At 68.4% G+C, this 25,069-nt stretch carries 20 protein-coding genes; 10 read left to right on the top strand and 10 right to left on the bottom strand.

All coding sequences use genetic code 11. The features are described 5' to 3' along the window. Window positions 1-13 precede the first annotated feature (13 nt). The 4 genes from IW248_RS15990 to IW248_RS15975 form a co-directional block, all read right to left on the bottom strand. Window positions 14-610, bottom strand: coding sequence for a VanZ family protein (locus IW248_RS15990; RefSeq protein WP_196927655.1), 597 nt, complete (start codon window positions 608-610; stop codon window positions 14-16). Window positions 611-692: 82 nt separating this feature from the next. Next, window positions 693-1,646 (bottom strand): hypothetical protein, encoded by a 954-nt coding sequence (locus IW248_RS15985; RefSeq protein WP_196927654.1) that lies wholly within the window; start codon window positions 1,644-1,646, stop codon window positions 693-695. An 8-nt stretch (window positions 1,647-1,654) separates the two neighbouring features. After that, on the bottom strand, window positions 1,655-2,002 hold the full coding sequence (locus IW248_RS15980) for a PadR family transcriptional regulator (RefSeq protein WP_124819529.1): 348 nt from the start codon (window positions 2,000-2,002) through the stop codon (window positions 1,655-1,657). Between the two features lie 135 nt (window positions 2,003-2,137). Then, window positions 2,138-3,613: an arabinofuranosidase catalytic domain-containing protein gene (locus IW248_RS15975; protein WP_196927653.1), complete on the bottom strand. Its 1,476-nt coding sequence runs from the start codon at window positions 3,611-3,613 to the stop codon at window positions 2,138-2,140. Between the two features lie 205 nt (window positions 3,614-3,818). Between IW248_RS15975 and IW248_RS15970 the strand changes: the two genes are divergently transcribed. Further along, window positions 3,819-4,832 (top strand): LacI family DNA-binding transcriptional regulator, encoded by a 1,014-nt coding sequence (locus IW248_RS15970; protein WP_124819525.1) that lies wholly within the window; start codon window positions 3,819-3,821, stop codon window positions 4,830-4,832. Between the two features lie 10 nt (window positions 4,833-4,842). Here IW248_RS15970 and IW248_RS15965 read toward each other — a convergent pair whose 3' ends face one another. Genes IW248_RS15965 through IW248_RS15950 form a run of 4 tightly spaced genes read right to left on the bottom strand, consistent with a single transcriptional unit; the run spans window position 4,843 to window position 9,660 of the window. After that, window positions 4,843-6,555 carry an amylo-alpha-1,6-glucosidase gene (locus IW248_RS15965; protein WP_196927652.1) on the bottom strand — a complete coding sequence of 571 codons (1,713 nt, stop codon included), beginning with the start codon at window positions 6,553-6,555 and terminating at the stop codon, window positions 4,843-4,845. 55 nt (window positions 6,556-6,610) lie between these two features. After that, window positions 6,611-7,435 (bottom strand): carbohydrate ABC transporter permease, encoded by an 825-nt coding sequence (locus IW248_RS15960; protein WP_196927651.1) that lies wholly within the window; start codon window positions 7,433-7,435, stop codon window positions 6,611-6,613. Next, the gene (locus IW248_RS15955; RefSeq protein WP_196927650.1) at window positions 7,432-8,403 is read right to left on the bottom strand and encodes a carbohydrate ABC transporter permease; all 972 of its coding nucleotides are present in this window, start codon (window positions 8,401-8,403) and stop codon (window positions 7,432-7,434) included. The genes IW248_RS15960 and IW248_RS15955 overlap by 4 nt, the downstream gene beginning before the upstream one ends. Before the next feature lie 18 nt (window positions 8,404-8,421). Next, the gene (locus IW248_RS15950) at window positions 8,422-9,660 is read right to left on the bottom strand and encodes a sugar ABC transporter substrate-binding protein (protein ID WP_196927649.1); all 1,239 of its coding nucleotides are present in this window, start codon (window positions 9,658-9,660) and stop codon (window positions 8,422-8,424) included. A gap of 299 nt (window positions 9,661-9,959) precedes the next feature. On the opposite strand from IW248_RS15950, the gene IW248_RS15945 reads away from it, so the two are divergent. Beyond that, complete coding sequence (locus IW248_RS15945; RefSeq protein WP_196927648.1) at window positions 9,960-11,795, top strand: RICIN domain-containing protein; 1,836 nt, start codon at window positions 9,960-9,962, stop codon at window positions 11,793-11,795. 184 nt (window positions 11,796-11,979) lie between these two features. Beyond that, entirely contained in the window at window positions 11,980-13,554 is a 1,575-nt protein-coding gene (locus tag IW248_RS15940; RefSeq protein WP_196927647.1) for an arabinofuranosidase catalytic domain-containing protein, read from the top strand. Between the two features lie 83 nt (window positions 13,555-13,637). Here IW248_RS15940 and IW248_RS15935 read toward each other — a convergent pair whose 3' ends face one another. Continuing rightward, window positions 13,638-14,972, bottom strand: a complete 1,335-nt coding sequence (locus IW248_RS15935; RefSeq protein ID WP_196927646.1) for an extracellular catalytic domain type 1 short-chain-length polyhydroxyalkanoate depolymerase — start codon at window positions 14,970-14,972, stop codon at window positions 13,638-13,640. 247 nt (window positions 14,973-15,219) lie between these two features. Here IW248_RS15935 and IW248_RS15930 point away from each other — a divergent pair, with 247 nt between their 5' ends. From IW248_RS15930 to IW248_RS15920, 3 genes are all read left to right on the top strand, one after another. After that, window positions 15,220-16,191 carry a PaaX family transcriptional regulator gene (locus IW248_RS15930; protein ID WP_196930220.1) on the top strand — a complete coding sequence of 324 codons (972 nt, stop codon included), beginning with the start codon at window positions 15,220-15,222 and terminating at the stop codon, window positions 16,189-16,191. Between the two features lie 496 nt (window positions 16,192-16,687). Further along, on the top strand, window positions 16,688-18,145 hold the full coding sequence (locus IW248_RS15925; RefSeq protein ID WP_443673279.1) for an endo-1,4-beta-xylanase: 1,458 nt from the start codon (window positions 16,688-16,690) through the stop codon (window positions 18,143-18,145). Between the two features lie 230 nt (window positions 18,146-18,375). Next, on the top strand, window positions 18,376-19,770 hold the full coding sequence (locus tag IW248_RS15920) for an RICIN domain-containing protein (protein ID WP_196927644.1): 1,395 nt from the start codon (window positions 18,376-18,378) through the stop codon (window positions 19,768-19,770). A 71-nt stretch (window positions 19,771-19,841) separates the two neighbouring features. Here the strand turns inward: IW248_RS15920 and IW248_RS15915 are convergent, their stop codons facing one another. Beyond that, window positions 19,842-20,612, bottom strand: coding sequence for a FadR/GntR family transcriptional regulator (locus IW248_RS15915; protein WP_124820206.1), 771 nt, complete (start codon window positions 20,610-20,612; stop codon window positions 19,842-19,844). A gap of 147 nt (window positions 20,613-20,759) precedes the next feature. On the opposite strand from IW248_RS15915, the gene IW248_RS15910 reads away from it, so the two are divergent. From IW248_RS15910 to IW248_RS15895, 4 genes are all read left to right on the top strand, one after another. Continuing rightward, complete coding sequence (locus tag IW248_RS15910) at window positions 20,760-22,022, top strand: ABC transporter substrate-binding protein (RefSeq protein ID WP_196927643.1); 1,263 nt, start codon at window positions 20,760-20,762, stop codon at window positions 22,020-22,022. A gap of 124 nt (window positions 22,023-22,146) precedes the next feature. After that, window positions 22,147-23,007, top strand: a complete 861-nt coding sequence (locus tag IW248_RS15905; protein ID WP_307787986.1) for a carbohydrate ABC transporter permease — start codon at window positions 22,147-22,149, stop codon at window positions 23,005-23,007. Further along, window positions 23,007-23,834, top strand: a complete 828-nt coding sequence (locus IW248_RS15900) for a carbohydrate ABC transporter permease (RefSeq protein WP_196927641.1) — start codon at window positions 23,007-23,009, stop codon at window positions 23,832-23,834. The genes IW248_RS15905 and IW248_RS15900 overlap by 1 nt, the downstream gene beginning before the upstream one ends. A gap of 1 nt (window position 23,835) precedes the next feature. Beyond that, the gene (locus IW248_RS15895; protein ID WP_124820210.1) at window positions 23,836-25,059 is read left to right on the top strand and encodes a mandelate racemase/muconate lactonizing enzyme family protein; all 1,224 of its coding nucleotides are present in this window, start codon (window positions 23,836-23,838) and stop codon (window positions 25,057-25,059) included. The last annotated feature ends 10 nt before the right edge of the window (window positions 25,060-25,069 follow it).

The following is a 25,069-nucleotide window of genomic DNA, read 5'->3' as shown; positions in this document are numbered from 1 at the left end:
TTCACAGCGATGCTCAGCGTCCCGCCGCCGAGGCCGGTTGAGGTCGGCGATCCGTGGACGTGTCGGGGGTGGCGCGCCACCAGCGGCGGGACGCCAGCGCGGCGAGCCCGGCGCCGGCGGCGTTGAGCAGAACGTCGTCCACTGACGACACCCGGTCCAGCCGCAGCACGTACTGGGCGGTCTCGACCAGGACCGAGCAACCGGCCGCGAGGGCCAGGATCCGCGGCACCGATGCCAGCGCCGGGAACCGCAGCGGGGCGAAGAACCCCAGGGCCGCGAAGACCAGCAGGTTGCCGACGACCTGGAACGTCGCCGTCACCGGACCCCCGTCGGAGACGATCGTGAGCAGGTCGCGCAGTGGTACCACTGTTACCCGACCGGAGACGACGCCGGCCTGGTCGCCCGGCAACATGATCATCCATACCCACGGCACGGTGCCGTAGACGATGCCGACGTCGGCCAGCGACGTCCGCCACGCCGACGTGCTGCCGGCGGCACGTCGGCGGCGTGCCAGGAGCCACACCGCCAGCGCTGCCAACGGCAGGACGACCATCGTGATGAGGACGACGCCGTTGAACGTACCGAACCAGCCGTGCCAACCCCTGACCATGGGACCCCCGCGCTGTTCGCCCAGTCCCGAAACCTACCTGGCCCGGCCGCCACTCGTCTGACCAGAGCTGGTGTTCAGCGCGTCATGGGTTCATGGGTTGATAGCGACCACTTTTCGGGTTGCGCCGACGGGCGAGGTGACCGATGCCGGTCATGGTGACAGCGGCCGCCGCGATGAGGATCGCCAGTGGTAGCGGCTGACCGTCGAAGTGCCGCATCGCCGTGTTGGAGAGCAGCGGGTCGGGGATGAGCCAGCCGGCGAGAAAGCCGGTGAGTCCGACGCCGATGACGACGGCGGGCCGGTGGCGGCGGACCGCGAAGGCGGCTCCGAAAGCGACGGTGCCGGCGGCGAGGATCCCGATGACCGTCGGCACGGCCTCGGGAACGTAGACGCCGTGGCGTCCCCATTCTCCGGTGCCTTTCCAGGCGAGGATCCCGAGCGGGACGAGGGCCCACCAGAACAGGCGCGGCCGGGGAAGGGTCCACCGCTCGCGGGCGGCGATCGCGAGCAGGACGAGGATCGAGACCGGTGCGGCGTACGAGAAGAGTTGGTGGCCGGGATCGATTCCCATGCCGGCACCGTTGAGCACCTCGATGACGAACCAACCTACGGTGACCGTCAGGAAGATCGCTTGCAGGGTGAGGGCGGTCCGGGTCGCGCCGCACAGCCAGGCGATCAGCGGTGCGAGGGGCAACAGGCCGAGAGCTGCTATCTGCGGCCAGCTGGCGATGATGGCCGGCATGTCGGTGGCGAGGACGGCGCCGGTGAACAGGTCCAGGGTCTGACCGGCGGGCTGGGTCCCGGCGGCGACGAGCAGGGCACTGAGCGCGGTGGTGAGGGCCGCGGTGGTGACGGGCGTGGTGAGTCGCAGCCGGATCGCCAGGGCGATGATGTTCAGTGTCTCGTGCCGGCTCGGGTGTCGACGGCCGTCGTCGAGGTCCAGCAGCAGTCCGAGCAGTTCCTCGCCGCGGGCGGTGCGGTGCGTGGCTGGCAGCAGCCGCAGCAGCCGTCGGTATCGTCGCTCCAGAGGGCTCATGTCCGGGCTCATCCGATGGTCCCGAGACGCGGGGCGTTGCGGGCGGCACGCTTGCTTAGGCGCTCCTCGGCGAGCCGGACCGCGGCGGCCATCCGCCGGCTCTCCGCGCGGATGGCGTCTGCCCCCGCGTCGGTCAGTTTGTAGAAACGGCGCAGCCGGCCCTTCTCCACCTCGTCGTGGTCGGGGGCGATGAGCCCCTGGGTGACGAGGCGGTCGAGGGCCCCGTAGAGGGTGCCCGCGCGTAACCGGATCCGGCCGTCCGTCATCTTGTCGACCTCCGTCACCACGGCGTAGCCGTGCCGGGGTTGGTCGGCGAGGGCGGAGAGGATCAGGAACGTCTGCTCACTGATATCCATGCACTATATATATCGCACCACGATATATATAGCAACGCTGTCACGCGTTGGCGCGGCGGGGCCGTCACCGGTGCGAGAGTTAGCTGGTCGTGCCGCCCCCGGGAAGCTCGCGGGGGCGGCACGACCGACAGTGGGTCAGCTGCGGGTGGCCCAGCGCTGGTTGGCGCCGCCGTTGCAGGCCCAGAGGATGAGCTTGGTGCCGTTCGCGGTGCCGGCGGCGTTGGCGTCGAGGCAGAGCCCGGACTGGACGCCGGTCACGGTGCCGTTGGAGTTGAGGTTCCACTGTTGGTTGGTGCCGCTGTGGCAGTCCCAGATGATGGCCTGGGTGCCGTTGGCGGTGCCTTGACCGGAGGCGTCGAGGCATTTGTTGCCGTACACCTGGAGTTGTTTGCCGGCGGTGTAGGTCCAGCGTTGCGCGGTGTTGCCGGTGCAGTCCCAGAGTTGGACCTGCGTGCCGTTGGTGGTGGTGCCGTTCGGCACGTCGACGCAGCGGTTGGACTGGGCCCCGACGACCTGGACGTTCTGCTGCGGGTTGCCGCCGCCGACCGGCGCGTAGGCGGCGGCGTTGATGTTGGCCTGGACGGCGTTCTCGGTGGCCGCCGTCGGGTAGCCGGAGGTCAGTACGCCCTCGAAGAAGGTGCCGCGGCCGGTGATGCTGTTGTCACCGCCGATGCCGAGCAGGATGGCGCCCTCCTTCTTCATCGGGTGGTAGCCGTTGGGGCGAGGCCCGTCGAAGTAGGTGGTCAGGCTGCCCGACTGGGCGTTTCCGCCGCGGATCGCCCAGTGGTTCGGCTCGCCCTTGACCATGGCCGTGACGAACCGGTGGTTGATGGACGCGATGTTGTTGTAGCCCGCGTTCACCCCGGAGAAGAGCCCCCACTCCAGGTCGGCCATGATCCAGGGGCCGGCCCCCGCCCCGTAGCCCCACTGCTTGTTGGCACCGAAGTAGACGGTCTCCATGATGGCGCGTTCGTCGGCGAGGTTGTTGGTCTGCGCGTTGCCGTAGTCGAAGCAGCACCACTGGTTGTAGTGCGTGCCGTCGACGACCGCGTAGATGCCTTCGGGCTGGTCGCCGGTCGCGACACCGTTTGTGTTGTTGTTGCGGTAGCCGGTGCCGGGGGCGATGTAGACGCCGTACGCCTTCTGGCCGCCGACGGTGACCGGCGCCGCCTTCGCGTCGGCGAGGTTGTCCCATCCGCCGGGAGCGGGGCCGACGAAGTAGCCGGGGGGCGCCTGGGTGAGGCGGTTGTTGCGGCCGGACTGGTCGTAGATGACAGTGATGACGCAGTTGGTGTTGGCGCAGAACGTGTCCTGGGTGGCGGCGTTGGCGTAGCCACCCTCGCTCAGCACGCCGACGTCGCGGGTGGTGTTGTCCGACGAGCGGCGGACCTGATAGAGCGGGCCGTTGTACGCGCCGTACAGGGCGCGGGTGGTGCTGTGCGCGGCCACGCACGGCGTGCCGCCGGAGGCGTAGATGTCACAGGGGCCCGTGCCGGCGGCGCGGGCGACGCCCGGCGCATCGGAGACCACATAGACGCCGGCGCCGACGACGAGGGCCAGCACGGTCCCCGCGGCTGCCGTCAGGCGACCCAACCTTCTCTTCAGATTCATCGGATCCTTTTCCCGTGCGTGGTGGGGGTGGGTGCTGCGGTGGAATTGACGTCACACGTCATACCTGTGACATTAATAGCCGTCCATCGATTAGCGCTAGTTGCCACGCGTTGGTCGTCGATCGATGAGCCTGAGGACGGATATGCTGGTCAGCCGAGCAAGGTGCGTCCCCGTGTCGGGGCAAAAATCGATTCGAGGGCGATTGATGAACATCGGGGAGATCGCTCGCCGGGCGGGGGTGTCCCGCAGCACCGTTTCCTACGTGCTCAGCGGAAAACGCAGCGTGTCGGAGGCGACCCGGCAACGGATCCAGTCGGTCATCGACGAGTTGGACTACCGACCGAACGCCAGCGCCCGTGCTCTCAAGGAGGGGCGCACCCGCACCCTCGGGCTGGTCATCCCGCCGGCGAGCCAGCGGTTGACCGACATGCAGCTGGGCTTCGTCGCCAGCGTCGTCGAGGCGGCCGCCCGCCATGACCTCGATGTGTTGCTGTCGCCCTCCGGCGGCGACCATGACCGGTCGTTCGAGCGGATCGTCACCGGTCGCCGGGTGGACGGCGTGGTCCTGATGGAGATCCGGTTGGCGGACGACCGGGTGACTCGGCTGACCAAGGCCGGGTTGCCGTTCGTCACTATCGGTCGGACGGCCGAGCCGCACGGGATGAGCTGGATCGACATCGACTACGCCGGGCTGATCGCCCGGTGCGTGCAGCACCTGGCCGATCTGGGGCACCGGCACGTGGCACTCGTGAACCGGTCCGCCGAGTTGGTGGCCGCCGGATACGGTCCCAGCCATCGCGCGCTGGCCGGCTTCCGTACGGCGGCGCTGGAGCGGGGTCTGACCGGCGTGGAGGTCTCCAGCGCTGACGACACCGCCTCCGGCGAGGCGTGTATGGAGCAGCTACTCGCGACGCACCCGGAGGTCACTGCGGTGGCCACCATCAACGAGGCCGCACTGCCCGGAATGCAGCGCGCGTTGACCGGCGCCGGGTTGTCCGTGCCCCGCGACTTCTCCGTCACCGGAGTCGCCGCGCAGCACTGGGCGGAGGATTTCCGCCCGCCGTTGACAGCCGCCGACGTGCCGATGGTCGAGATGGGCGCCGAGGCGGTGTCGCTGCTGCTGGAGATCATCGCGGCGCCCGGCGCCGTGCCGCGACACCGCCTGTACAGCCCGCCCATCTCGTTGCGTTCCAGCACCGGTCCGGTCCGGGCCCGCTGATTCGGCCCGGCTACCCGCCGCTGACCCTCCGTTCCTCCTGGGCGGCGGCGAGGATGAGGTAGCTGCTGGCGGTCCAGGTGTACGCGCGGTCCCGGAGCCCGGTGCCGGTTTCGGCGTCGAAGTTCTCCGCGAAGCCGGACTTCTCGCACAGCGCGAGGAATCGTCGACTGATGTCGTCGGCGATCCTGGTCTGTCCCGCTCGGCGCAGGCCGTCCTCGACCAGGACCGTGGAGGGTGCCCAGATCGGGCCACGCCAGTAGCCGTCGGCGAGGTAGTGGGCCGAGTCCGTCGGCTCGGTGGCCAGCCCGTGCGTGGTCAGGTGGGTTTCGACGCCGCGCGCCAGCGCGGCGGCCACCGGGGCCGGCAGGTCGGCCCCGAGTGCGATGGGCATCAGGTCGAGCAGGCTGCGGCTCCTGCGCCGGTGCCCGGTGTGGGGGTCCTGGGCGCAGAAGCGTTCGCCGTCCCACAGGTCGCGCAGCATGGCCCCGTGGATCCGGTCGGCCTCCCGGGACCAGCGAGCGGCGGGCTCACCCAGTTCGGTGGCGAGGTCGGCGAGGCAGCGAAGCTGCGATACCAGGAACGCGGCGAGGTCAGCCGTCTCGAGGACCCGGTTGTCGTCGAAGGTGGTGGCGTTGTCCCAGCCGCTGTCGTTGCCGTGTTGGTAGTGCGGCAGGTCGTGGCCGGGGGCGCGCCGCGCGTCGAGCCAGAACTCGGTCCAGCGGGCAAGCCGGTCGTACGTCTGCGCCAGCGCCGCCCGGTCCGGCGGCTGGGGAAGGCGTCGGCGCAGGTGACGGAGGGCCCAGCCGTGGATGGGGGGCTTGACGTAGTTGTGCAGGACCTCGGAGTGGGTGACCGAGTCGGGGAGGGCGCCGGCCTCGTCCTGGTGGTCGAAGGGCAACTGGAACTGGTGCCAGGCCAACTCCGGCTCGCCGGCCGCCAGGGCGATCGCGTTGAAGCAGTGGTCCCAGCTCCACACCTTGTCCATCCAGTGCTTGGACATCAGGACGGCCGGCCGGGTGACGAAGCCCGCCGGGGCGACAGTGGCCGACCACAGGACGTACGCGGCCAACTCGGCGGCCGGGGTCTCCGCACCACGCCAGGGCGCTATCGCATCGACGAACGCGGTGAACTCCGCGAGCCGGTCGCGGCACAACTGCTCGAAGGTGACGGATCCGGCGTACGGGGGGCGAGCGGTGGCGTACTCCTCGATCGCGATTTCCCAGGGCTGGTCGCCGGGAAGGTCCAGGGACCGGTCGGCGGTGCCGAGCGCCTGCGTGCCGTCGGTTCGGGACAGAGCGCCGGAGAGCACCGTGACCCGGTAGCGACGACCGGTCTCGTACGAGGTGAACACGTGCGATCCGTCGACCGGGTCGGCGTACAGGTAGGTGCCACTGAACGGGGTGAGGGTGTGCGCGGCCGCGGCCACCCGCAGGCCGAGCCGGTGGCCCCGGATCCGCAGGGTGTCCGGCCCGTCGTAGACGGCCTCGATCCGGTCGGCCCCGTGGCGCCAGGTCAGCAGGGCCGGTGTGGCGACGACTGTGGTGCCGGCGACAGTGGGGGTGAGGCGCAGTACGGGATGCAGCCCGGTCTGGTGGGAGACCAGGTGCAGGTCGTCGGCGTACGTCTTCTCGGCTACCACCGGGGAGATGTTGAACCAGGATCCTCGGTAGCTGAACGGGATGTCCTGGATTCCGAACTCCGGACCGGACGGGGCGACGGTCATGGGTGGCGGGTGCCTTTCTGTGGTGCGGGTGGTCGTCCTTGACCGCCGCGGATGGTCAGTCCTTGACGGCGCCGGCGGTCACGCCCATCGAGACGTACCGCTGGGCCAGGATCAGCAGCACGGCGGCGGGGATCGAGGCGACGACGGCGGTGGCCATGATGGCGTTCCACTGCTGGTTGTTGTTGCCGATGTAGTGGTAGATGCCGAGGGTGATCGGCTGGTGGTCGCCGCCGCCGGCCAGGGTCGAGGCGAAGATGAAGTCCGACCAGGACCACAGGAACGCGAAGAGCGACACTGTGACGATCGAGTTGCGGCTGACCGGCAGCACTACCGACCAGAAGGTCCGCAGCTGGCCGGCGCCGTCGACCACGGCGGCCTGGAGCAGCTCGTCGGGGATGCCGGACATGAAGGCCGTGAAGATCAGGACGGCGAACGGCACCGCGAGCGTGGTGTCGGCCAGGATCAGGCCGGGCAGCGTGTTCAGGACACCGAGAGTGAGGAAGATGGCGTAGAAGCCCATCGCCATGATGATTCCCGGGATCATCTGCGCGATCAGCAGCACGAAACTCAGCGCCGGGCCGCCGGGTGGCCGCAGCTTCGCCAGCGCGTAGCCGGCGGGGGCGGCCAGCGCCACGGTCAGCGCCACCGTGCCGAGGCCGACCAGGAAGCTGGTGCCGAGGTACGGCAGTTGCTGGTCGAGCACCGCCCGGTAGCCGTCCAGGGTGCCGTTGGTGGGGAACAGGTGCGGGGGACTGGCCCGCATGTCCTGGTCCCGGGTGAACGACACGTTGATCATCCAGTAGACGGGGAAGAGCATCAGCCCGGTCAGCACCAGGCCGACGCCTGTCTTCCACCAGGCCCGAGGCGTAGACGTGGTCATCGCAGCTGCTGCCTCCGCTCGATTCGGATGTAGACGAGGCCGGCGACCAGAGCCAGCACGATGAGCAGGTTCCCGATGGCCGCGCCCGGGCCGAACTCGGGCAGCAGATTGCCGAAGCCGAGCCGGTACGACCAGGTGGCGAGCGTGGCCGAGGAGCTGGTCGGGCCGCCCTTCGTCATGATCCAGATGATGTCGAAGACCTTCAGCGTGTAGATCAGCCCCAGCAGCAGCGTGATCAGGGAGACGGGACGCAGCAGCGGGAAGGTGATCCCCCAGAACCGTTGCCATCCCGTCGCGCCGTCGAGCGCGGACGCCTCGTACATCTCTGTCGGGATCGCCTGCAGGCCGCTGTACAGCACCACCAGGTTGAACGGGATGCCGATCCAGATGTTCGCGATGATCACCGAGGTCAGCGACCAGCCCGGCGAGGTGAGCCAGTTGACCGGGTCGATTCCCACCACGCCGAGCGCCGAGTTGACCAGCCCCGAGTCGCTGTTGAGCAGCCACGACCAGGTCGACGCCGAGACGATCAGTGGCAGCAGCCACGGTACGAGGAACAGCGCCCGCAGCGTGCGCGACAGCGGGAAGTGGTTGTAGAAGAAGAGGGCCAGGGCCATGCCGATGGTGAACTGGAAGGCGAGCGAGGCCGCGGTGAAGACCACTGTGTGCGTCAGCGTCGGCCCGAAGGCCGGGTCGGTCAGGACCGTCCGATAGTTGTCGAGGCCGGCGAAGGGCGCCCCGCCCTGCACGAACGAGCGGACTGTGTACTCCCGCAGGCTCAACTCGACGTTGCGGTAGAGCGGGTAGGCGTAGAAGGCCACCAGGTAGATGGTCACGGGGGCCAGGAAGCCCCACGCCAACCATCGGTTGGGCCGGCGGGCACGGGACGGGGGAGGCCCGGACGGGGCGGCGTTCGCCGCCCCGCCCTGGTCTCGTACGGCAGTGGAGGTCTCGGTCGTGGAGGGCATGGTGTCGGTTCGGATCGCTTACCTGGTCGTGGCCGCGGTCTGCGCGGCGGTCAGTGCCTCCTGGGGCGACTTCCCGCCGCTCAGGGCCGACTGCACGGCGGTCCACAGCGATTCGGAGATCTTCGGGTACTTCGTGCCGAGGTTGTCACCGGTGCGACCCTTGGCCGCCCGGACCGCCTCCACCCAGACCTTGAGCTTGGGGTCCGAGGTCGCCTGTCGCTCCTGAACGGCGGCGACGGGTGCGACGTAGGACAGCGTGGTGTCCGTGGTGAGGAGGTTGTCGGCGTTGGTCAGACAGGTGACGAGCTTCTGCGACGCCTCGTACCGGCCGGTGTTCTTCTGCACCGGAATGGAGACGAACTCACCACCGGTGGGTGCCGGGGCGGGCCCGCCCGCGCTGGCCGGGATCGGGATCGTGCCGTACGAGAAGCCGAGCTTCTCCGCGTTTGCCAGTTGCCAGGTGCCGTTCTCGGCGAACGCGTAGTTGCCGGTGGCGAACTCCTGCCAGCTCGTGGTCTGGGTGTTGTTGATGACCGAGTTCGGGGCGTGGCCTTCCTTGAGCCAGTCGGTCCAGAGCGTCAGCGCGGACACCGCCTGCGGTGAGTCGAGACTCGTCAGTTGCGCACCCGAGCCCCAGAACCAGGGCAGGAACTGGAAGCTGCCCTCCTCGGTGCCGATCGCGGAGAAGGTGATGCCCTTCTTCCCCTTGGCCTTGACCTTGGTCAGTGCCGCGGTCAGTGACGTCCAGTCCTTGACGGCGGCGGGATCGACGCCGGCGGCGGTGAGCAGATCCTTGTTGTAGTAGAGGGCGAGGGTGTTCGCCCCGATCGGCACGCCGTAGGTCTTGCCGTCGCTCTGGCCGGCGCCGAGCAGGTTCTTCTCCATGGCCGAGACGTCCAGCTTGTTGTCGTCGGTGGTGGTGAGCGCACCGGCCTCGGCCAGAGTCGAGATGACCGGGTTGTCCACGATCAGCACGTCCGGTGAGTTTCCCTGCTGGGCGGCGAGCAGCGCCTTGTTGGTCAGGTCGGTGGTGTCGTAGCCGGTCCGCTCGACAGTCACCCCGGCGGAGGTGCCGCACTTCTTGAGTAGCGCCACCCACTCGGAGTCGTCGGCGAACTGCGGGTACGGGTCCCAGACGAGGTAGGCGCCGCCGTCGTTCGGGCCGTCGGCGGACGACGAGCAGGCACTGCCTGTCACTGCGGCGAGAGCTATCACGGCGACGGCGGCCAGGCGCCGCCGACGGCTGAGTCCGGTCATGTGGTGCCTCACTTCAAATCGATCGTCAGGTGTGGTGTGTGGGTTGATCGTCGCGGGCTGGACCAGTCCAACCATGAGGCGAATCGATTCGACGAATCGGTTCGCCCGAAGATAGGTCTGGCCGTGCCCAGGGGTCAAGAGTCAGTTGGCCGCGCTGGGAGGATCGCTGGGCAACACGGACGTCACCGGGCCGTCACTTCATTGACACGGTTCAGTTCCCAGTCCTACGATCCGTGCGAATCGATTCGCAAGCGCTGCCCTCCGGAGAGCGTCCCCCGCGCCCCACCAAGGAGCCGCCCGTGAAGACCCCGTCCCGCAGCAGGTCCGGACGAGCCCGTGTGTTCGTGGCCCGACTCGTCGTCGGCCTGCTCGCCGCCGCTGCCGCCGTCACCGTCGTCTCGTCCCCAGCCCAGGCCGCCGACGAGTCGATAAGCGTCAACTTCTCCACCACCAGCGGTGCGCCGACCTACCGCGCCTCCGGCTGGATCTACGGCATGACCGAGAACGCCAGCGGTCCCGCCGACCACTTCTACCGCGACGTCAAGTTCCAGTACATGCGCGCCGGCGGCGCGCAGCTTCCGGGGAGTGGCTGGGTCGGCGGAACCTACGACCGTCGCTGGAACTCCACACTCGCCCAGGCGCGTCGGACCACAGCCCTCGGCGGGAAGTTCATCATCCTGCCGCACGACCTCTGGGGCGCCGACGGCGCCGGAATCTCCCGCTTCCCCGGTGACAACGGCAACTGGACCGACTACGACAACTTCCTGACCCGCCTGATCAACGACGTCCGGGCGTCCGGCCTGTCGGTGCAGTGGGACATCTGGAACGAACCCAACATCACCATCTTCTGGAACCGGCCGATCTCCCAGTACCTCGAACTGTGGCGTCGGACCTACCAGCGCATCCGGGCGGAGTTCCCCAGCCAGCTCATCGTCGGGCCGAGCTGCGCCTGCGTACCGTCGACCAACCACGCCTTCTGGAACCAGTACCTGGACTTCGTGCGCTCGACCAACACCGTGCCGGACATCATCAGCTGGCACTCACTGCCCGGTGACCCGGTCGCGAACGTCAACGCCGCCAACGCCACCCTCGACCCGCGCGGCATCGCCCACCCACTTCCGTACCAGATCAACGAGTACGGCGCGCCCGACGAGCAGAACCCGGCCGACGGCGCCTGGTACATCGCGCGCCTGGAGCGGGCCAAGGCCGACGGCCTGCGGGCGAACTGGGCCAGCGGCGGCAGTCTGCACAACGACCTCGGCAACCTGTTGATCCGTAACTCGGCCGGCCAGCACCAGCCCAAGGGCGAGTGGTGGAACTACCGCTTCTACGCCTCCCAGGTCGGGGAGAACGTCGCGGTGACCCCCAGCCAGTCGTACGACGCGTACGCCACGAAGGCGGCCGGGGTGGCGAAGGTCCTGGTCGGCGGTGGTCGGACCACCGGGAACCTGACAGTCAACCTGCAGCGCCTGGACACCACCAGCGGCATCGTGCAGAACAACCAGGTCCGGGTTCTCACCCAACGCATCCCACACAACGGTGGCGGCGCCGTGGCGGGGCCGATCACCGTCTCGAACAGCGTGGTCGGTGTGTCCAACAACAACGCAACAGTGACAGTGCCGTACACCAACCAGACCGACACCTACGCCGTCACGCTGCTGCCCCCGTCGGACGGTGGCTTCCAGTCGGTGGCGGTGGCCCAGCACTCCCAGCAGTGCCTGAACAACGCCGGCCTGAGCACCGCCGACGGCAACGTCCAGCAGCAGAACTACTGCGACGGCGGTGACCAGCAGCTCTGGAACTTCCGTCCGGTCGCCGGGGTGGCCAACACCTACACCGTGGTCAACCAGCAGAGCGGTAAGTGCCTCGACGTCAGCGGCGTGTCCACCGCCGACGGCGCGGCCGTGCACCAGTGGACCTGCCTGAACGCGCCCAACCAGCAGTTCACTCTGCGCAAGGTGACCTATTCCGGCAACGACTCGCACGACTACCAACTCGTCGCCCGACACAGTGGCAAGTGTGTCGATGTCAATGCGGTATCCACGGCGGCCGGCGCGCTGGTCCACCAGTGGACCTGCAAGGCGGCCAACCAGGGCAGCCCGTTGAACCAGACGTGGCGGATCCTGGGGCGTTAGGCGTCCTGCGGGAGGTGATGCGCTGGCTGTCCGCCCAGCGGCCAGCGCGTCACCCGGGCAACCGCATTCATTGACATAAATAAAACAAAGGTCATACGATTCGCTCCGAATCGATTCGCCCTGCCACCACCCCCGCGGCGTGTCGACAATCCCCCGCGCTTCCACGACTTCGAGGAGCCGCCTCGTGCGAACCCCGTCCCCCATCGGGCCAGGAAAAGCCCGTGCACCCATTCCGAGGCGTCAACGCGCCCGTCGTCTGACCGCCCTGGCGGGTGCTCTGGTCGGCGTTCTCGTCGGCATCGGCGCCACCCCCGGTGCCCCGTCGCCGATCGCCGAGGCGGCCGCCGCCCAACTCGCGGCCGCCATCGAGCCGGGGCAGAGCACCCCGATCGTCGGTACGCCGTCCGGCCGCTGCCTCGAAGTGCCCAACTCCAGCACCACCAACGGCACCCAGACGCAACTCTGGGACTGCAACGGCGCTGCCGGCCAGACGTGGACGTGGACGTCGACAAAGCAACTGCAGGTGTACGGCAACAAGTGCCTGGACGCCTCCGGCCGAGGCACCACCAACGGCACTCAGGCGATCATCTGGGACTGCAACGGCCAGAACAACCAGCAGTGGAACGTCAACAGCAACGGCACCATCACCGGCGTGCAGTCCGGGCTCTGCCTCGACGCCAACGCCGCCGCCACCGCGAACGGCACCAAGGTCATCCTCTGGGCCTGCAACGGCGGCGCCAACCAGCAGTGGGCCTCGCCGACCACCACCCCGCCACCGACCAACCCGCCGACCGGCGCGCGTCCGTGCGACATCTACGCCTCCGGCGGCACCCCCTGCATCGCGGCGCACAGCACCACGCGGGCGCTCTATGAGGCGTACGCCGGCAACCTCTACCAGGTCCGACGCTCGTCGGACAACACGACCCGCAACATCGGGCTCACGGGTACGGGTGGCACCGCCAACGCGGCGACGCAGGACTCCTTCTGCACCGGCACGACCTGCGTGATCACTGTTGTCTTCGACCAGTCCGGGCGCGGAAACGACCTCTGGTACCAGGGGTCGAGCGTGGTGCCGGGCTCTCCCCAGAGCAAGCCGGCGATCGCGACCTCGGAGTCGCTGACCGTCGGAGGCGCGAAGGCGTACTCGCTCTACATCAACCCCGGCAACAGCTACTGGCGCGACGGGCACCTGACCGGCGTGCCGACCGGCGCGGCGCCCGAGGGCATGTACATGGTGACCAGCGGGACCCACGTCAACAGCGGCTGCTGCTTCGACTACGGCAACAGCGAGACGACCAGGAAGGCCGACGCCGCCGGGGCGATGGACGCCATCAACTTCGGCAAGCAGTGCTGGTTCGGCGGCTGCTCGGGCAGCGGACCCTGGGTCCAGGCCGACCTCGAATGGGGTCTCTTCCCGGGTGGCAGCAGCTCCTGGAACCCGAACCAGCGCGCGTTCACCAGCAAGTTCGTCACCGCGACGCTCAAGAACAACGGCGTGTCCCGCTTCGCCATCAAGGGCAGCAACGCCCAGTCCGGCAGCCTCTACACGCTGTGGGACGGCTCGCTCCCGTCGGGATACAGCCCGATGAAGAAGCAGGGCGCGATCATCCTGGGCAGTGGCGGTGACTGCTGCAAGCCCGACGGCGGCGCGAACCTGAGCGCCGGCACCTTCTACGAGGGGGCGATGGTCGCCGGCTATCCGTCCGACGCGACCGAGAACGCCGTGCAGGCCAACGTGGTGACCGCCGGTTACCGCTGATCCTGGCCGAGGCCAGAACGCTTCGTGCGCCGGTCACCACCTCGTGGTGACCGGCGCACGCTCGCATGGACGTCGACCTGGTCTCAGGTGACCGTGCAGGACGCGCCGTTGAGGGTGAACGAGGACGGTCGTGCGTTGTTACCGGTGTGGGTGGCCTGGAAGCCGAAGCTCACCGAGCCGTTGGCGGGAATGGCGCCGTTGTAGCCGACGTTCCGGGCCGTCACCTGCCCCGAGCTGGGCGAGTAGGTGGCGTTCCAGCCCGAGGTGATGGTCTGCCCGCCCGGCAGGGTGAAGACCACTGACCAGCCGTTGACGGCGCTGGTGCCGGTGTTCGTGACTGTGATGTTCTCGGTCAGCCCGGTGTTCCAGGCGTTGACCTCGACTGTCACCCGACAGGCGCCGGAAGCCGGCGGCGGGGTGGTCGGGGGCGGGGTGGTCGGCGGCGGCGTGGTCGGCGGCGGGGTGGTGGGCGGCGGCGTGGTGGGGTTGGTCAGTCCGAAGAACGCGATCGCGGACGCGGCCATGCCGCCGGAGGGCAGGCTGTGCCCGGCCCCCTGGATGCTGTACGCCTCGACCTGGACGGTGCCGCTGCTGTCGGCGTACCGGCGCCGGTTCCAGTTGGCCTGAGGGGTGTCGGTGGAGGTGGGTGTCTGGCTCAGCCCGAACACGTTCGTCCACTGCTCGATAGCCTCCTGCAACAACGAGTACGGCACGAGCGTGTCGTTGGTGCCGTGCCACAGCTGCACCCGCGGGCGGGGCCCGGAGTAGCCGGGGTACGCCTGGCGGACCGCGTCGCCCCACTGCTGCGGGGTCCGGTTCATGTTCCCGCCGGTGCACTGGCTGCTCCCGGGCGGGTAGTCCGCCGCGTTGGCGAAGCAGTTGAACGGCACGCCCATGAACGCGGCGCCGGCCTTGAACACGTCGGGGTGGAGCGCCAACATGTGGTTGGTCATCATGCCGCCGGACGAGCTGCCGGTGGCGTAGACCCGGTCCGGGTCGGCAGCGTACTGCTGTTGCACGTACCGGATCATCGAGATGATCGACACCGGGTCGCTGCCTCCGCCACGCCGCTTGGCGGCGTCCGACCAGGTGTCGAAGCAGTTGCCGAACCCGGCCTGCTGGGTGGCGGACGGGTAGATCACGATGTATCCGTACCGGTCGGCCTGGCTGGCGAACTCGCTCCCGGAGTAAAAGCCCGGGCCGGACCCGCCGCAGCCGTGCATGGCCACCACGACCGCCGGCCGGGCCGGGCGGTTGTCCGGCACGTAGACGTGCATGCGCATCCGACCGGGGTTCTCACCGAAGCTGGTCACCTCGGTCAGTGACGCCGCGTACGCGGGCCCCACCGTGGGGGCCACCAGTCCGGCCGCCACCAGTGACGCGGCCAGGGCGAGTAGCAGTTTCCTTCTGATTCTCAACTGACGACTCCTTCGATTGCCTGTGCAGGCTGGATTGGCCGTGCGACCCGGCGGGTCTGCCCGACTCCCGCGGTGATCGCACGCTGCCCGCTACCTGTGGCTCGCCCAGCCCGGCTTCGGATGGCGTCGCGTGGCAATTAGTGTTCCCCTCGGGCCAACAAGTGTCAATCGAGGATGCTCTATTTATGAAGAGCGGTGCCGGTCCGTCTACAGTCGTCGTACCGTCCCCGAGGAGCACGGAGTGCCAGTGGCGAGCCTCTTCGACATCGACGAGATCTATCCGGACGACGGAGACCACGCACTCCGGCTGCCCCGCCGGCAGGTCGGCAACTCGCCCCAGGGTGTCGCGGTGACCCTGTTGGCCGACTACACGCTGCGGACCCGTGTCGCCCTCCCGTCCGCCGCCATCGTCGCGCTGCTCGGGGAGACCGGCGTGACGACGGCCGGAGCGCGGACCGCGATCAGCAGGTTGGCCCGGCGCGGCGTGCTGGAAGGCAGTCGACTGGGGCGGCGCAGCTCCTACCGCCTCAGCCGCGCCGCCGCCGCCAACCTCTCTGCCGGAGGGCACTGGATCCTCGCCTCCACCAGCTCCACGGCGAGGTGGGACGGGTGCTGGACGATCGTCGCCTTCTCGCTGCCGCAGGATCGCAGCACGCAGCGTCGGGCCCTGCGGGCGCAACTCCGGTGGCTCGGTTACGCGCCGCTGTACGACGGTTTGTGGATCTCACCGCAGGAGTTGACTCCCGCGGCTCGGGCCGAGCTCGACCGGCTCACCCTCGGCGCCGTGACGGTGTTTCGTGGGCGGCAGACCGCACTCGCCTCGACCATTCACCGTGCGCCGATCGAAGCCTGGGACATCGAGGCGATCAGCCGGAGCTACGACGCGTTCCTGCGGCGGTGGACGCCGCTGTTGCCCGGAGTGGTGTCCGGGCAGGTCGACGGCGCCGCCGCGGTGCGGGCCCGCACCGAGGTCATGGACACTTTCCGGCGTTTCCCCGTCCTCGATCCGCAGTTGCCCGTGGAGCTTCTCCCACGGGAATGGCTCAGGCGTCCGGCGCGGGAGTTGTTCGCGGCCGTCTACGACGGCCTGGCCGCACCCGCCGAGCGACACGTCCGGGCGGTCGTCGAGCGGTTCGCCGACGCCGCGCAGCCCGGCATCGAGGCGCACACCACCGCCGACCTGGTTGCCGGAATACGCGCCGACGCGAAAACGGCGTAACCGTCTTCGAGTAGCTCGGCCACCGGGTGCTGGTGAACCACGAGGCGGTCGCCGACGCTCGGCGACTGTGAGCGATAACAGAGTTGCTGTCCGGCGCGACCGCAGCGGCATGGTGGTACGGATAGTCCCCTGGTCGTGCGGCGGCTGAGCACGGTTGCCCTGGGCGTTTGGTGCCGAGCGAAACGTGGCGTTCCGGGAGATCGCCGTGAACGGCCCGTTACGTCTTGACGAACGGCATGTTATCGCTCACTCTCGATATAGAGGACGATCGCTGTCGTGGCTCACCGGGCGAGCCGCACGCGGTCGTACCTCCGATCACGACGTCCTGCCTGGCACGCGGACGTCACCTCGGGACCGGCGGACGCCGCGACAGCCCTCTCGGACCGCGCGTGCTGATGCCGGGTAGCCAGGAAGGCCGTCCCCGATCGGTTACCCCGAGCGAAGTGGCACATCACCACCACCGATGCAACCACTGAAAAGGAACGCCATGAAACCCATGAGAACGATGTTGGCGGCGGCGACGATCGCTGTCGCCCTCACCACTGGTATGACGGTGGCGCTGACCCCCGCATCCGGCGCCGGCACGACCTTGAAGGCCGCCGCCGCCGAGAAGGGCCGCTATTTCGGGGCTGCTGTCGCGACGGGCAAGCTGTCCACCGGCGCGTACACGACGATTCTGAACCGTGAGTTCAACAGTGTCGTGGCCGAGAACGAGATGAAGTGGGCATCCAACGAGCCGTCGCAGGGCCAGTTCAACCACTCCGGTGGTGATCGTCTGGTCAGCCATGCGCAGGCCAACGGGATGAGCGTGCGGGGTCATACCCTGCTGTGGCACGCACAGCAGCCGGGTTGGGCGCAGGGCATGTCCGGCACCGCGTTGCGGAACGCGGCGATCAACCACGTCACGCAGGTCGCGACGCACTACCGGGGAAAGATCCATTCGTGGGATGTGGTGAACGAGGCGTTCGCCGACGGTGGTAGCGGTGGGCGTCGGGACTCGAACCTGCAGCGCACGGGTAACGACTGGATCGAGGCGGCGTTCCGGGCGGCGCGGGCGGCGGATCCGGGTGCGAAGTTGTGTTACAACGACTACAACACCGACGGGATCAACGCGAAGTCGACGGGGATCTACAACATGGTGCGGGACTTCAAGTCCCGTGGCGTGCCGATCGACTGCGTGGGCTTCCAGTCGCACCTGGGGACCTCGTTGGCCAGTGACTACCAGGCCAACCTGCAGCGTTTCGCTGATCTCGGTGTGGATGTGCAGATCACCGAGCTGGACGTGATGACCGGCGGCAACCAGGCGAACATCTACGGCGCCGTCACCCGCGCCTGCCTGGCCGTCTCGCGCTGCACCGGCATCACCACCTGGGGTGTGCGGGACTGCGACTCGTGGCGTGGCTCCGACAACGCCCTGCTGTTCGACTGCAACGGCAACAAGAAGGCCGCGTACACCGCCGTCCTGGACGCTCTGAACGGTGGCTCGACCCCGCCCACCACGCCCCCGCCGGGCTCCGGGGTGGACACCAGCGCCTGGTACGTGTTGGTGAACCGGAACAGCGCCAAGGCGCTGGACGTATACGCCTCGGCCACCAACGACGGGGCGCGGATCAGCCAGTGGACGCGCAACAACGGCGTCAACCAGCAGTGGCAGTTCGTCGACTCGGGGAGTGGCTACTACCGGTTGAAGTCGCGCAACTCCAGCAAGGTGCTCGACGTCAGCGGCTTCTCCACCGCCGACGGCGGCGCGATCGTGCAGTGGGCCGACCTCAACGGCACGAACCAGCAGTTCCGACTCGCGAACTCGGCTGACGGCTACGTGCGGCTGATCAACCGCAACAGCAACAAGGCCGTCGAGGTGCAGGGCGCGTCCACCGCCGACGGTGGAAACATCGTGCAGTACGCCGACTGGGGCGGCACCAACCAGCAGTGGCAACTGGTCCGGATCGGCTGACGACCGCCACCATCGACCTGGGGAGAGAGGGCTGCCGGCCGATCGGGATCCGGCCGGCGCCCGCCCGGGTGAGGTCTGACGAATGGCGGTCCGTCCCATCCGGGCGGGCCGCCGTACCCCCGCACAACACCCCCCCACACGTGCTGACGCCATCACCAGGACGCCGGCACGCACGCCAGGGCACCCGCGGGCGTTCCGCTCGTGGGTGACCCCGATCGAAGGAGTGCACCATGAAAGCCCTCGGTGAGGCTCGTCCCGCCTCTCGACAGAGACGTCGCTGGCGGTCAGGGTTGGCTGCGGCGGCGGCCGCGGTCATGGCAGCCAGCACACTCGTCGCGGTCAACGCGGCGCCCGCGGCGGCAGCGACGGTGGACACCAACGCCTCCTACGTGTTGGTGAACCGGAACAGTGGTAAGGCGTTGGATCTGTACGCGTCGGCTACCAACGATGGGGCGCGGATCAGTCAGTGGACGCGTAACAACGGGGTGAACCAGCAGTGGCAGTTCGTGGACTCCGGTGGTGGCTATTACCGGGTCAAGTCGCGGCACTCGGGCAAGGTGCTGGATGTCAGTGGTTTCTCGACCGCTGATGGTGGGGCGATCGTGCAGTGGGCCGATCTCAACGGGACGAACCAGCAGTTCCGGTTGGCTGACTCCGATGGTGGTTATGTGCGGTTGATCAACCGCAACAGCAACAAGGCCGTCGAGGTGCAGGGTGCGTCCACCGCGGATGGTGGGAACGTCGTGCAGTACGCCGACTGGGGTGGCACCAACCAGCAGTGGCAGCTCGTCCAGGTGGGCGGGACCGACCCCACGACGCCACCCCCGACGGGTGGCAGCGGGTGCGGCAAGGCACCGGCGCTGGCCAGCGGCACGCACACCATCCAGAGCAACGGCAAGAGCCGAACCTTCATCCTCCGGGTGCCCGCGAACTACAACAACAGCAACCCCTACCGGCTGATCTTCGCGTTCCACTGGCGCGGCGGCACCATGCAGGAGATCTCCTCCGGCGGCACCAGCGGAACTCCGTGGTCCTACTACGGGCAGCAGGAGCAGTCGAACAACAGCGCGATCCTGGTCGCGCCCCAGGGGTTCGGCAACGGCTGGGGCAACTCCGGCGGCGAGGACATCGTCTTCGTCGATGACATGATCAGCCGGATCGAGAGCAGCCTCTGCGTCAACCCGAGGCAGCGGTTCGCCCTCGGCTTCAGCTGGGGTGGCGGCATGAGCTACGCCGTCGCCTGTGCGCGGGCCAACGCCTTCCGCGCCGTCGCGGTCATCTCCGGTGGGCAGATCAGCGGCTGCAGTGGCGGTACGCAGCCCATCGCGTACTTCGGGCTGCACGGCATCTCGGACAACGTCCTGGGCATCTCGGGTGGCCGTGCGCTGCGCGACACCTTCGTCCGGAACAACGGCTGCACCGCGCAGAGCCCGCGCGAGCCGGCTGCCGGCAGCCGCACGCACGTCACGACCACGTACTCGGGCTGCCGGTCCGGTTATCCGGTGCAGTGGGCCGCGTACGACAACGGCCACATGCCCGGCCCGGTGGACGGCACCTACGCCGAGAGCGGCATCACCACCTGGACCAAGGGTGAGATCTGGAGGTTCTTCGCCCAGTTCTCGTGACCCCTCGGTCTCAGCTGGCGGCGCCTGCTCCCGTACCTCGGGGGTGGGCGCCGTTGGTTTGCCCGTGACGGTCAGCGTTCGAGGCGGACCGGGCTTCCCGAGCCGTTGCGGCGGACCAGCCAGGCCTCGGTGATGTGGGTGAACATCGCCTCGGCGGCGCCGTTGGAGTCGTGGGCGGCGATGCGTTCGTAGATGCGTCGGTGACCCTGGTTGGACGCCACGCACAACGCGCGTTCGGTCCGACCCATGTACCGGGCGGTGTTGATGACCTGGCTCTCCAGCGCGCGTACGACGCCACGGGCGATGCGGTTCCCGGATGCCTGCATGATCGTGTCGTGGAAGGCCCGGTCGTGGTCGTGGTAGGTGACGTGGTCGTCGACGAGCTCGTCCATCCGGTCCACCATCGCCCGCAGTCGATCGACGGTCTCGGTGTCGGCGAGGCGGGCGGCGACGTTCGCCATGTCGGACTCCAGCACCCGTCGGGTGACGACCAGGTCGTCGAGTATGGCGAGGCTGTCGTCCACCGCGATGGTGGCCGCGAGGACGAGCTCGTCGAGCATGTCCCAGTGTGACGGCGGGGTGACCATGGTGCCGGCGCCCTGGCGGACCTGCACCAGCCCCTTCTCCTGAAGGATCTTGACTGCTTCCCGGACGACGGTCCGGCTCACGCCGAAGGTCTCGCAGAGGATCGGTTCGGGAGGCAGCGATGTCCCCGACGGGTGTACGCCGCGGACGACTCGCTCCACCAGTTCGGCGGTGACCGCCCTGGCGAGGTTGGTCGGCCGACGCACCCACGCCGGGGTCGCCGGGCTGTTCAGGGTTGTCTCCTGTGGTGGCGTCATGTCCCCCTCCGAATGGCTCGCCGTGGCACGACGTCCGGGCCAGTGTACGGCCGACTGTTGACGTCACACGTCATACGAGTTACCTTCCGGTCAACATTTGGCTCGCGGGATACCCGCCGGCCACCCCCCATATAGAGGTGACAACTGATGAGACAGCGCGCAATATGGTCGGCCGTCCTCGTTGTGGGCCTGGCCCTGGCCGGTTGTGGAAGTGCTAGCGATTCGGGCAAGTCAACCAGCTCGGACGGCAAGTTGGTCGTCTGGGACTGGAAGTCCGGCGAGCCGTTCGCCAAATCCTATCTGGAGAAGGCCAAGGCCGACTTCAAGAAGAAGCACGCCGACGTCGAGGTCGAGTTCGTCGCGCAGCCCTTCGACCAGTACTACACCCTGCTCGGTGCGGCGATCCAGTCCGGCAAGGGCCCGGACGTGATGCTGTTCAACGGTGGCGGCCAGATCCGCGACCGGGTGGACGCGCTGGTGCCGCTCGACGAGTACGTGGCCGAGGATCGGCAGCGGTTGGCCGGCTGGGAGGCGTTCGCCAAGGACGGCAAGACCTACGCCGCCCCGGTGACGCTGCAGGGCTACCCCATCTACTACAACAAGGAAATCTACCGAAAGGCGAACCTCGACCCGGCGACCCCGGCCACCACGTGGGACAAGTTCGTCGCCGACTGCGCCGCCATCGCCAAGGCCGGCTCCAAGTGCTTCGCCCTCGGCAACAAGGAGGGCGTCGGCATCCAGTTCTGGCTCTCCAGCCTGGGCTCGACCACCCTCACCGCCGCGGAGTACGACGCCTGGATCGCCGGCAAGCGCGACTGGAACTCGGCAAACGTCAAGCGGATCTTCCAGACCTGGAAGGAGTCCGGCGACAAGAAGATGAACAGCGACGGGGCCAACTCGACGGCCATGTTCAACGACTCCTTCGCGCTCTTCCAGTCCGGTAAGGCCGCGCACGTCATGGGCCTGATGTCGGACGTCGGCCACTGGCAGGACTTCAACGAGTTCCTCACCCCGGAGAAGCTCGGCGTCATGAAGGCCCCGGTCGTCACCGCCGGCACCACCCCGAGCCTCCCGTACGACGGTGGCATCGGCTACGCGGTCGCCAAGTGGACGAAGGACCCGAAGGTGGCCGCCGACCTGGTGCGCTCCCTGAGCTCGGCCGAAGCGTTGAAGGCCTTCTACGCCGACGCCGGCGCGATCGCCGCGGACACCACCATCGACGTGTCGCAGGCCGGACCGGCCGTCGGCACCATCGTCGGCGAGCTGAAGAGTGGCAAGCCCGCTCTGCACGTGGCGCTCTCCTCGAAGACGCTGGACCTGATGGGGCGCCTCTCCCAGCAGCTGCTCAGCGGTTCGGTCAGCGTCGACGAGGTGGTGAAGCAGTTGGCCGCTTCCGACCAGGCGGGCTGACCTCGTGCCAATGGGAAACACGCAACCGTCGGTCCGTCCAGCTTCGGCTGGACGGGCCGGCGGGGCGGCGGCCACCCCCGCCGCGCATCGGAGCGGCGCACAACCCCGTCGCACCCGTGGCGGTGTGCGGGCCGAACGCTACGCCCCCTACATCCTGGTCGCCCCGGCCGTCCTGATCATCGTGGTGCTGCGCCTCTACCCGCTGCTCCTCGGGGTCAACTTCTCCTTCACCGGCGACGGTGCGCAGAACGGGACGGCGGTCGGGTTCGGCAACTATCGCGAGCTCTTCGCCGACCCGCTGTTCCAGACCGCGCTGAAGAACGTCGGGCTGCTGGTTCTTCTGCTGCCGGTGGCGGTGGCGATCCCCGGTCTGCTCGCGACGTTCATCTACCTGCGGGTGCCCGGTCACCGCTTCTACCGCAGCGTCTACTTCTTCCCCGCGGTGCTCTCACCCGTCATCGTCGGTGCGATCTTCAACCTTCTACTCGCCTTCGACGGCCCCCTCAACGCCGTCCTCGGGTCGGTCGGTATCGAGCCGATCGACTGGCTCGGTGACCCGGGCATCGCGATGTTCATGGTGGTCGGCGTGCACATCTGGGCCACCTTCGGCATGGCCCTTGTGGTGTTCCTCGCCGGATTCGCCACGCTGGACCCCGCGCTGCTGGACGCTGCCCGGGTGGACGGGGCGTCGCTGCGCCAGGTGGTCTGGCACGTGATCGTCCCGAGCCTTTCGCGCACCATCCAGTTCGTCTTCGTGACCACGATGATCGGCATGCTGACCTCGATGTTCGGGCTGCTCTACGTGATGACGAGCGGCGGGCCGGAGGGGTCGACGTACCTGCCGGAGTTCTACATCTGGAAGCAGCAGGGCCAGATGAACCGTCCGGCTCTCGCCTCGGCCGCGTCGACGATCCTCTTCATGATCATGCTCGTGGTGGGGCTGTTGCAGATCAAGCTGCTCGAACGATCCGGAAAGGAGGATTGATGTCTCGCCTCCGCCTGGGCTTCTGGCTGATCGCCGTCCCCATGTCGCTGCTCGCCCTGGCGACGATCTACCCCCTGCTGTTCACCGCCAACGTCGCGATGAAGACGCGCCGTGACTACATTCTCGACCGGTTCTCCCTGACCGACGCTCTGCGGTGGGAGAACATCAGCGCGGCGTGGAACAGCGTCGGCATGGGCCGCTACTTCGTCAACTCACTGTTCGTGGTGACCGTGTCGGTGCTCCTGCTGCTGCTGTTGGGGTCGATGGCCGGTTTCGCCCTGAGCCAACTGCGGTTCCGTGGCTCGTCGGCGTTGTTCCTGGGTTGCCTCGCGGGTCTCTTCATCCCGTTCCAGGTGATCATGGTGCCGCTCGCGCGGATCATGGCCGACACCGCGCTCATCGACACGTACCCCGGACTGATCCTCGTCTACGTGGCTCAGTTCCTGCCCTTCACGGTCTTTCTCATGACCAGCTACTACAAGGGCATTCCGCCGGAGATCGTCGACGCCGCGCGCATCGACGGCAACACCGTGTACGGCGTGTATCGCCGGATCATGCTGCCCCTGGGCACCCCGGCGCTGCTGTCGGTAGGCATCCTCAACGCCCTGTTCTGCTGGAACGACGTCCTGATGGCGCTGGTGATGATGCCTTCGGCCGATCACCGGACGCTCATGATCGGGGTGACCTCGTTGCGCGGGCAGTACTCCGACAACATCCCCACCTTCGCCTCCGGGGTGCTGATCGCCGCGATACCCGTCCTGTTGGTCTACCTGTTCCTCCAGCGCCAAATTGCCGACGGTGTGGCCGCCGGTTCCACGAAGGGTTGACATGCGGATCACGGGATATCGGACGCTCTCCACGGTCCAGGAATGGGGGCGACCCGTCGGCGACGCCAACGGGGTGTTCGCCGACGGGGTGGTCCCGGTCTCGATCGTCATCGTCGACACCGACGAGGGCATCTCGGGAGTCGGCCTCGGGCCGCACGTCGAGATCGAGCGGATCTTCCCAGCCATCGAGGGTGAAGACCCCCGGGCCGTGACGTCCCTGTACGACCGCATGTTGCGGCACACCTTCAAGGCGGGCCACGCCGGGCCGGTGTTCGGCACCATCGGCGCTCTGGACACCGCGCTGTGGGACATCAAGGCGCAGGCCGCCGGCGAACCGCTGTGGCGGCTGCTGGGCGGACGAGACCGGCGGGTCACCGCCTACGCGTCCGGGCTGGACATCGGGCTCACCGACGACGAACTCGTCGCGGAGTACGAGGTCTACGCGAGCCACGGCCTACGAGCGGCCAAGCTCAAGGGTGGCCTCGACATCGAGAGCGACAGGCACCGCCTCAGCCTGGTCAAGGAGGTTCTGACCGAGGCCGGGCGCGGCCGGCGGCCGGGTCTGATGCTCGACGTCAACGAGGCGTGGACCCGCAAGCAGGCCGTCCGGCACGTCTGCGAACTGGAACGCACCCTCGACCTCATCTGGATCGAGGAGCCGGTCCGGCGCTGGGACGCCGAGGGTCTCGCCGCGGTCAGCCGAGGCGTGTCCGCGTCGGTCGCCACCGGTGAGAACCTCACCGGGCTCGAACAGTACCGCCCGCTGATCGCCGCCGGCGCGGTCGACATCGTCCAGATGGCGGCCGTCTGGGGGGTCACCCACTTCCTGCGCGCGTCCGCCCTGGCCCACGCCCACGACCTGCCGGTCAGCCCGATCGGCAACAGCCCGGTCGGGCTGCTGCACGCCGCGACCTCGGTGCCGAACCACCTGACCAGCGAGTTGCAGGACCTGCACTCTCCGGTTGGTGTCTCCATCGACCTGCACGTCGAGGATGGCGCCTTCATCCTCGGCGACTCACCGGGGCTGGGGGTCCGGGTGGACGAGGAGCGGATCCGGGCGGCCAACCGCCGCCCGCAGGCGCAGACTGCCGACAGCCCCAACGTCCGGCCGGAGCGGGCCGGACGGCGGCTGCTGGCCGGGGTCGACGGGGTGATCCCCACCCGCCAGGTGCCTGCCGTGCCGCTGAACTCCCGCAACGAGGTGTCGCCGACCGTACGGCACTGAGCTGACCACC

This window comes from Micromonospora ureilytica (assembly GCF_015751765.1).
GTDB classification, from domain to species: domain Bacteria; phylum Actinomycetota; class Actinomycetes; order Mycobacteriales; family Micromonosporaceae; genus Micromonospora; species Micromonospora ureilytica.
This window is presented reverse-complemented; position numbering and strand designations above follow the sequence as displayed.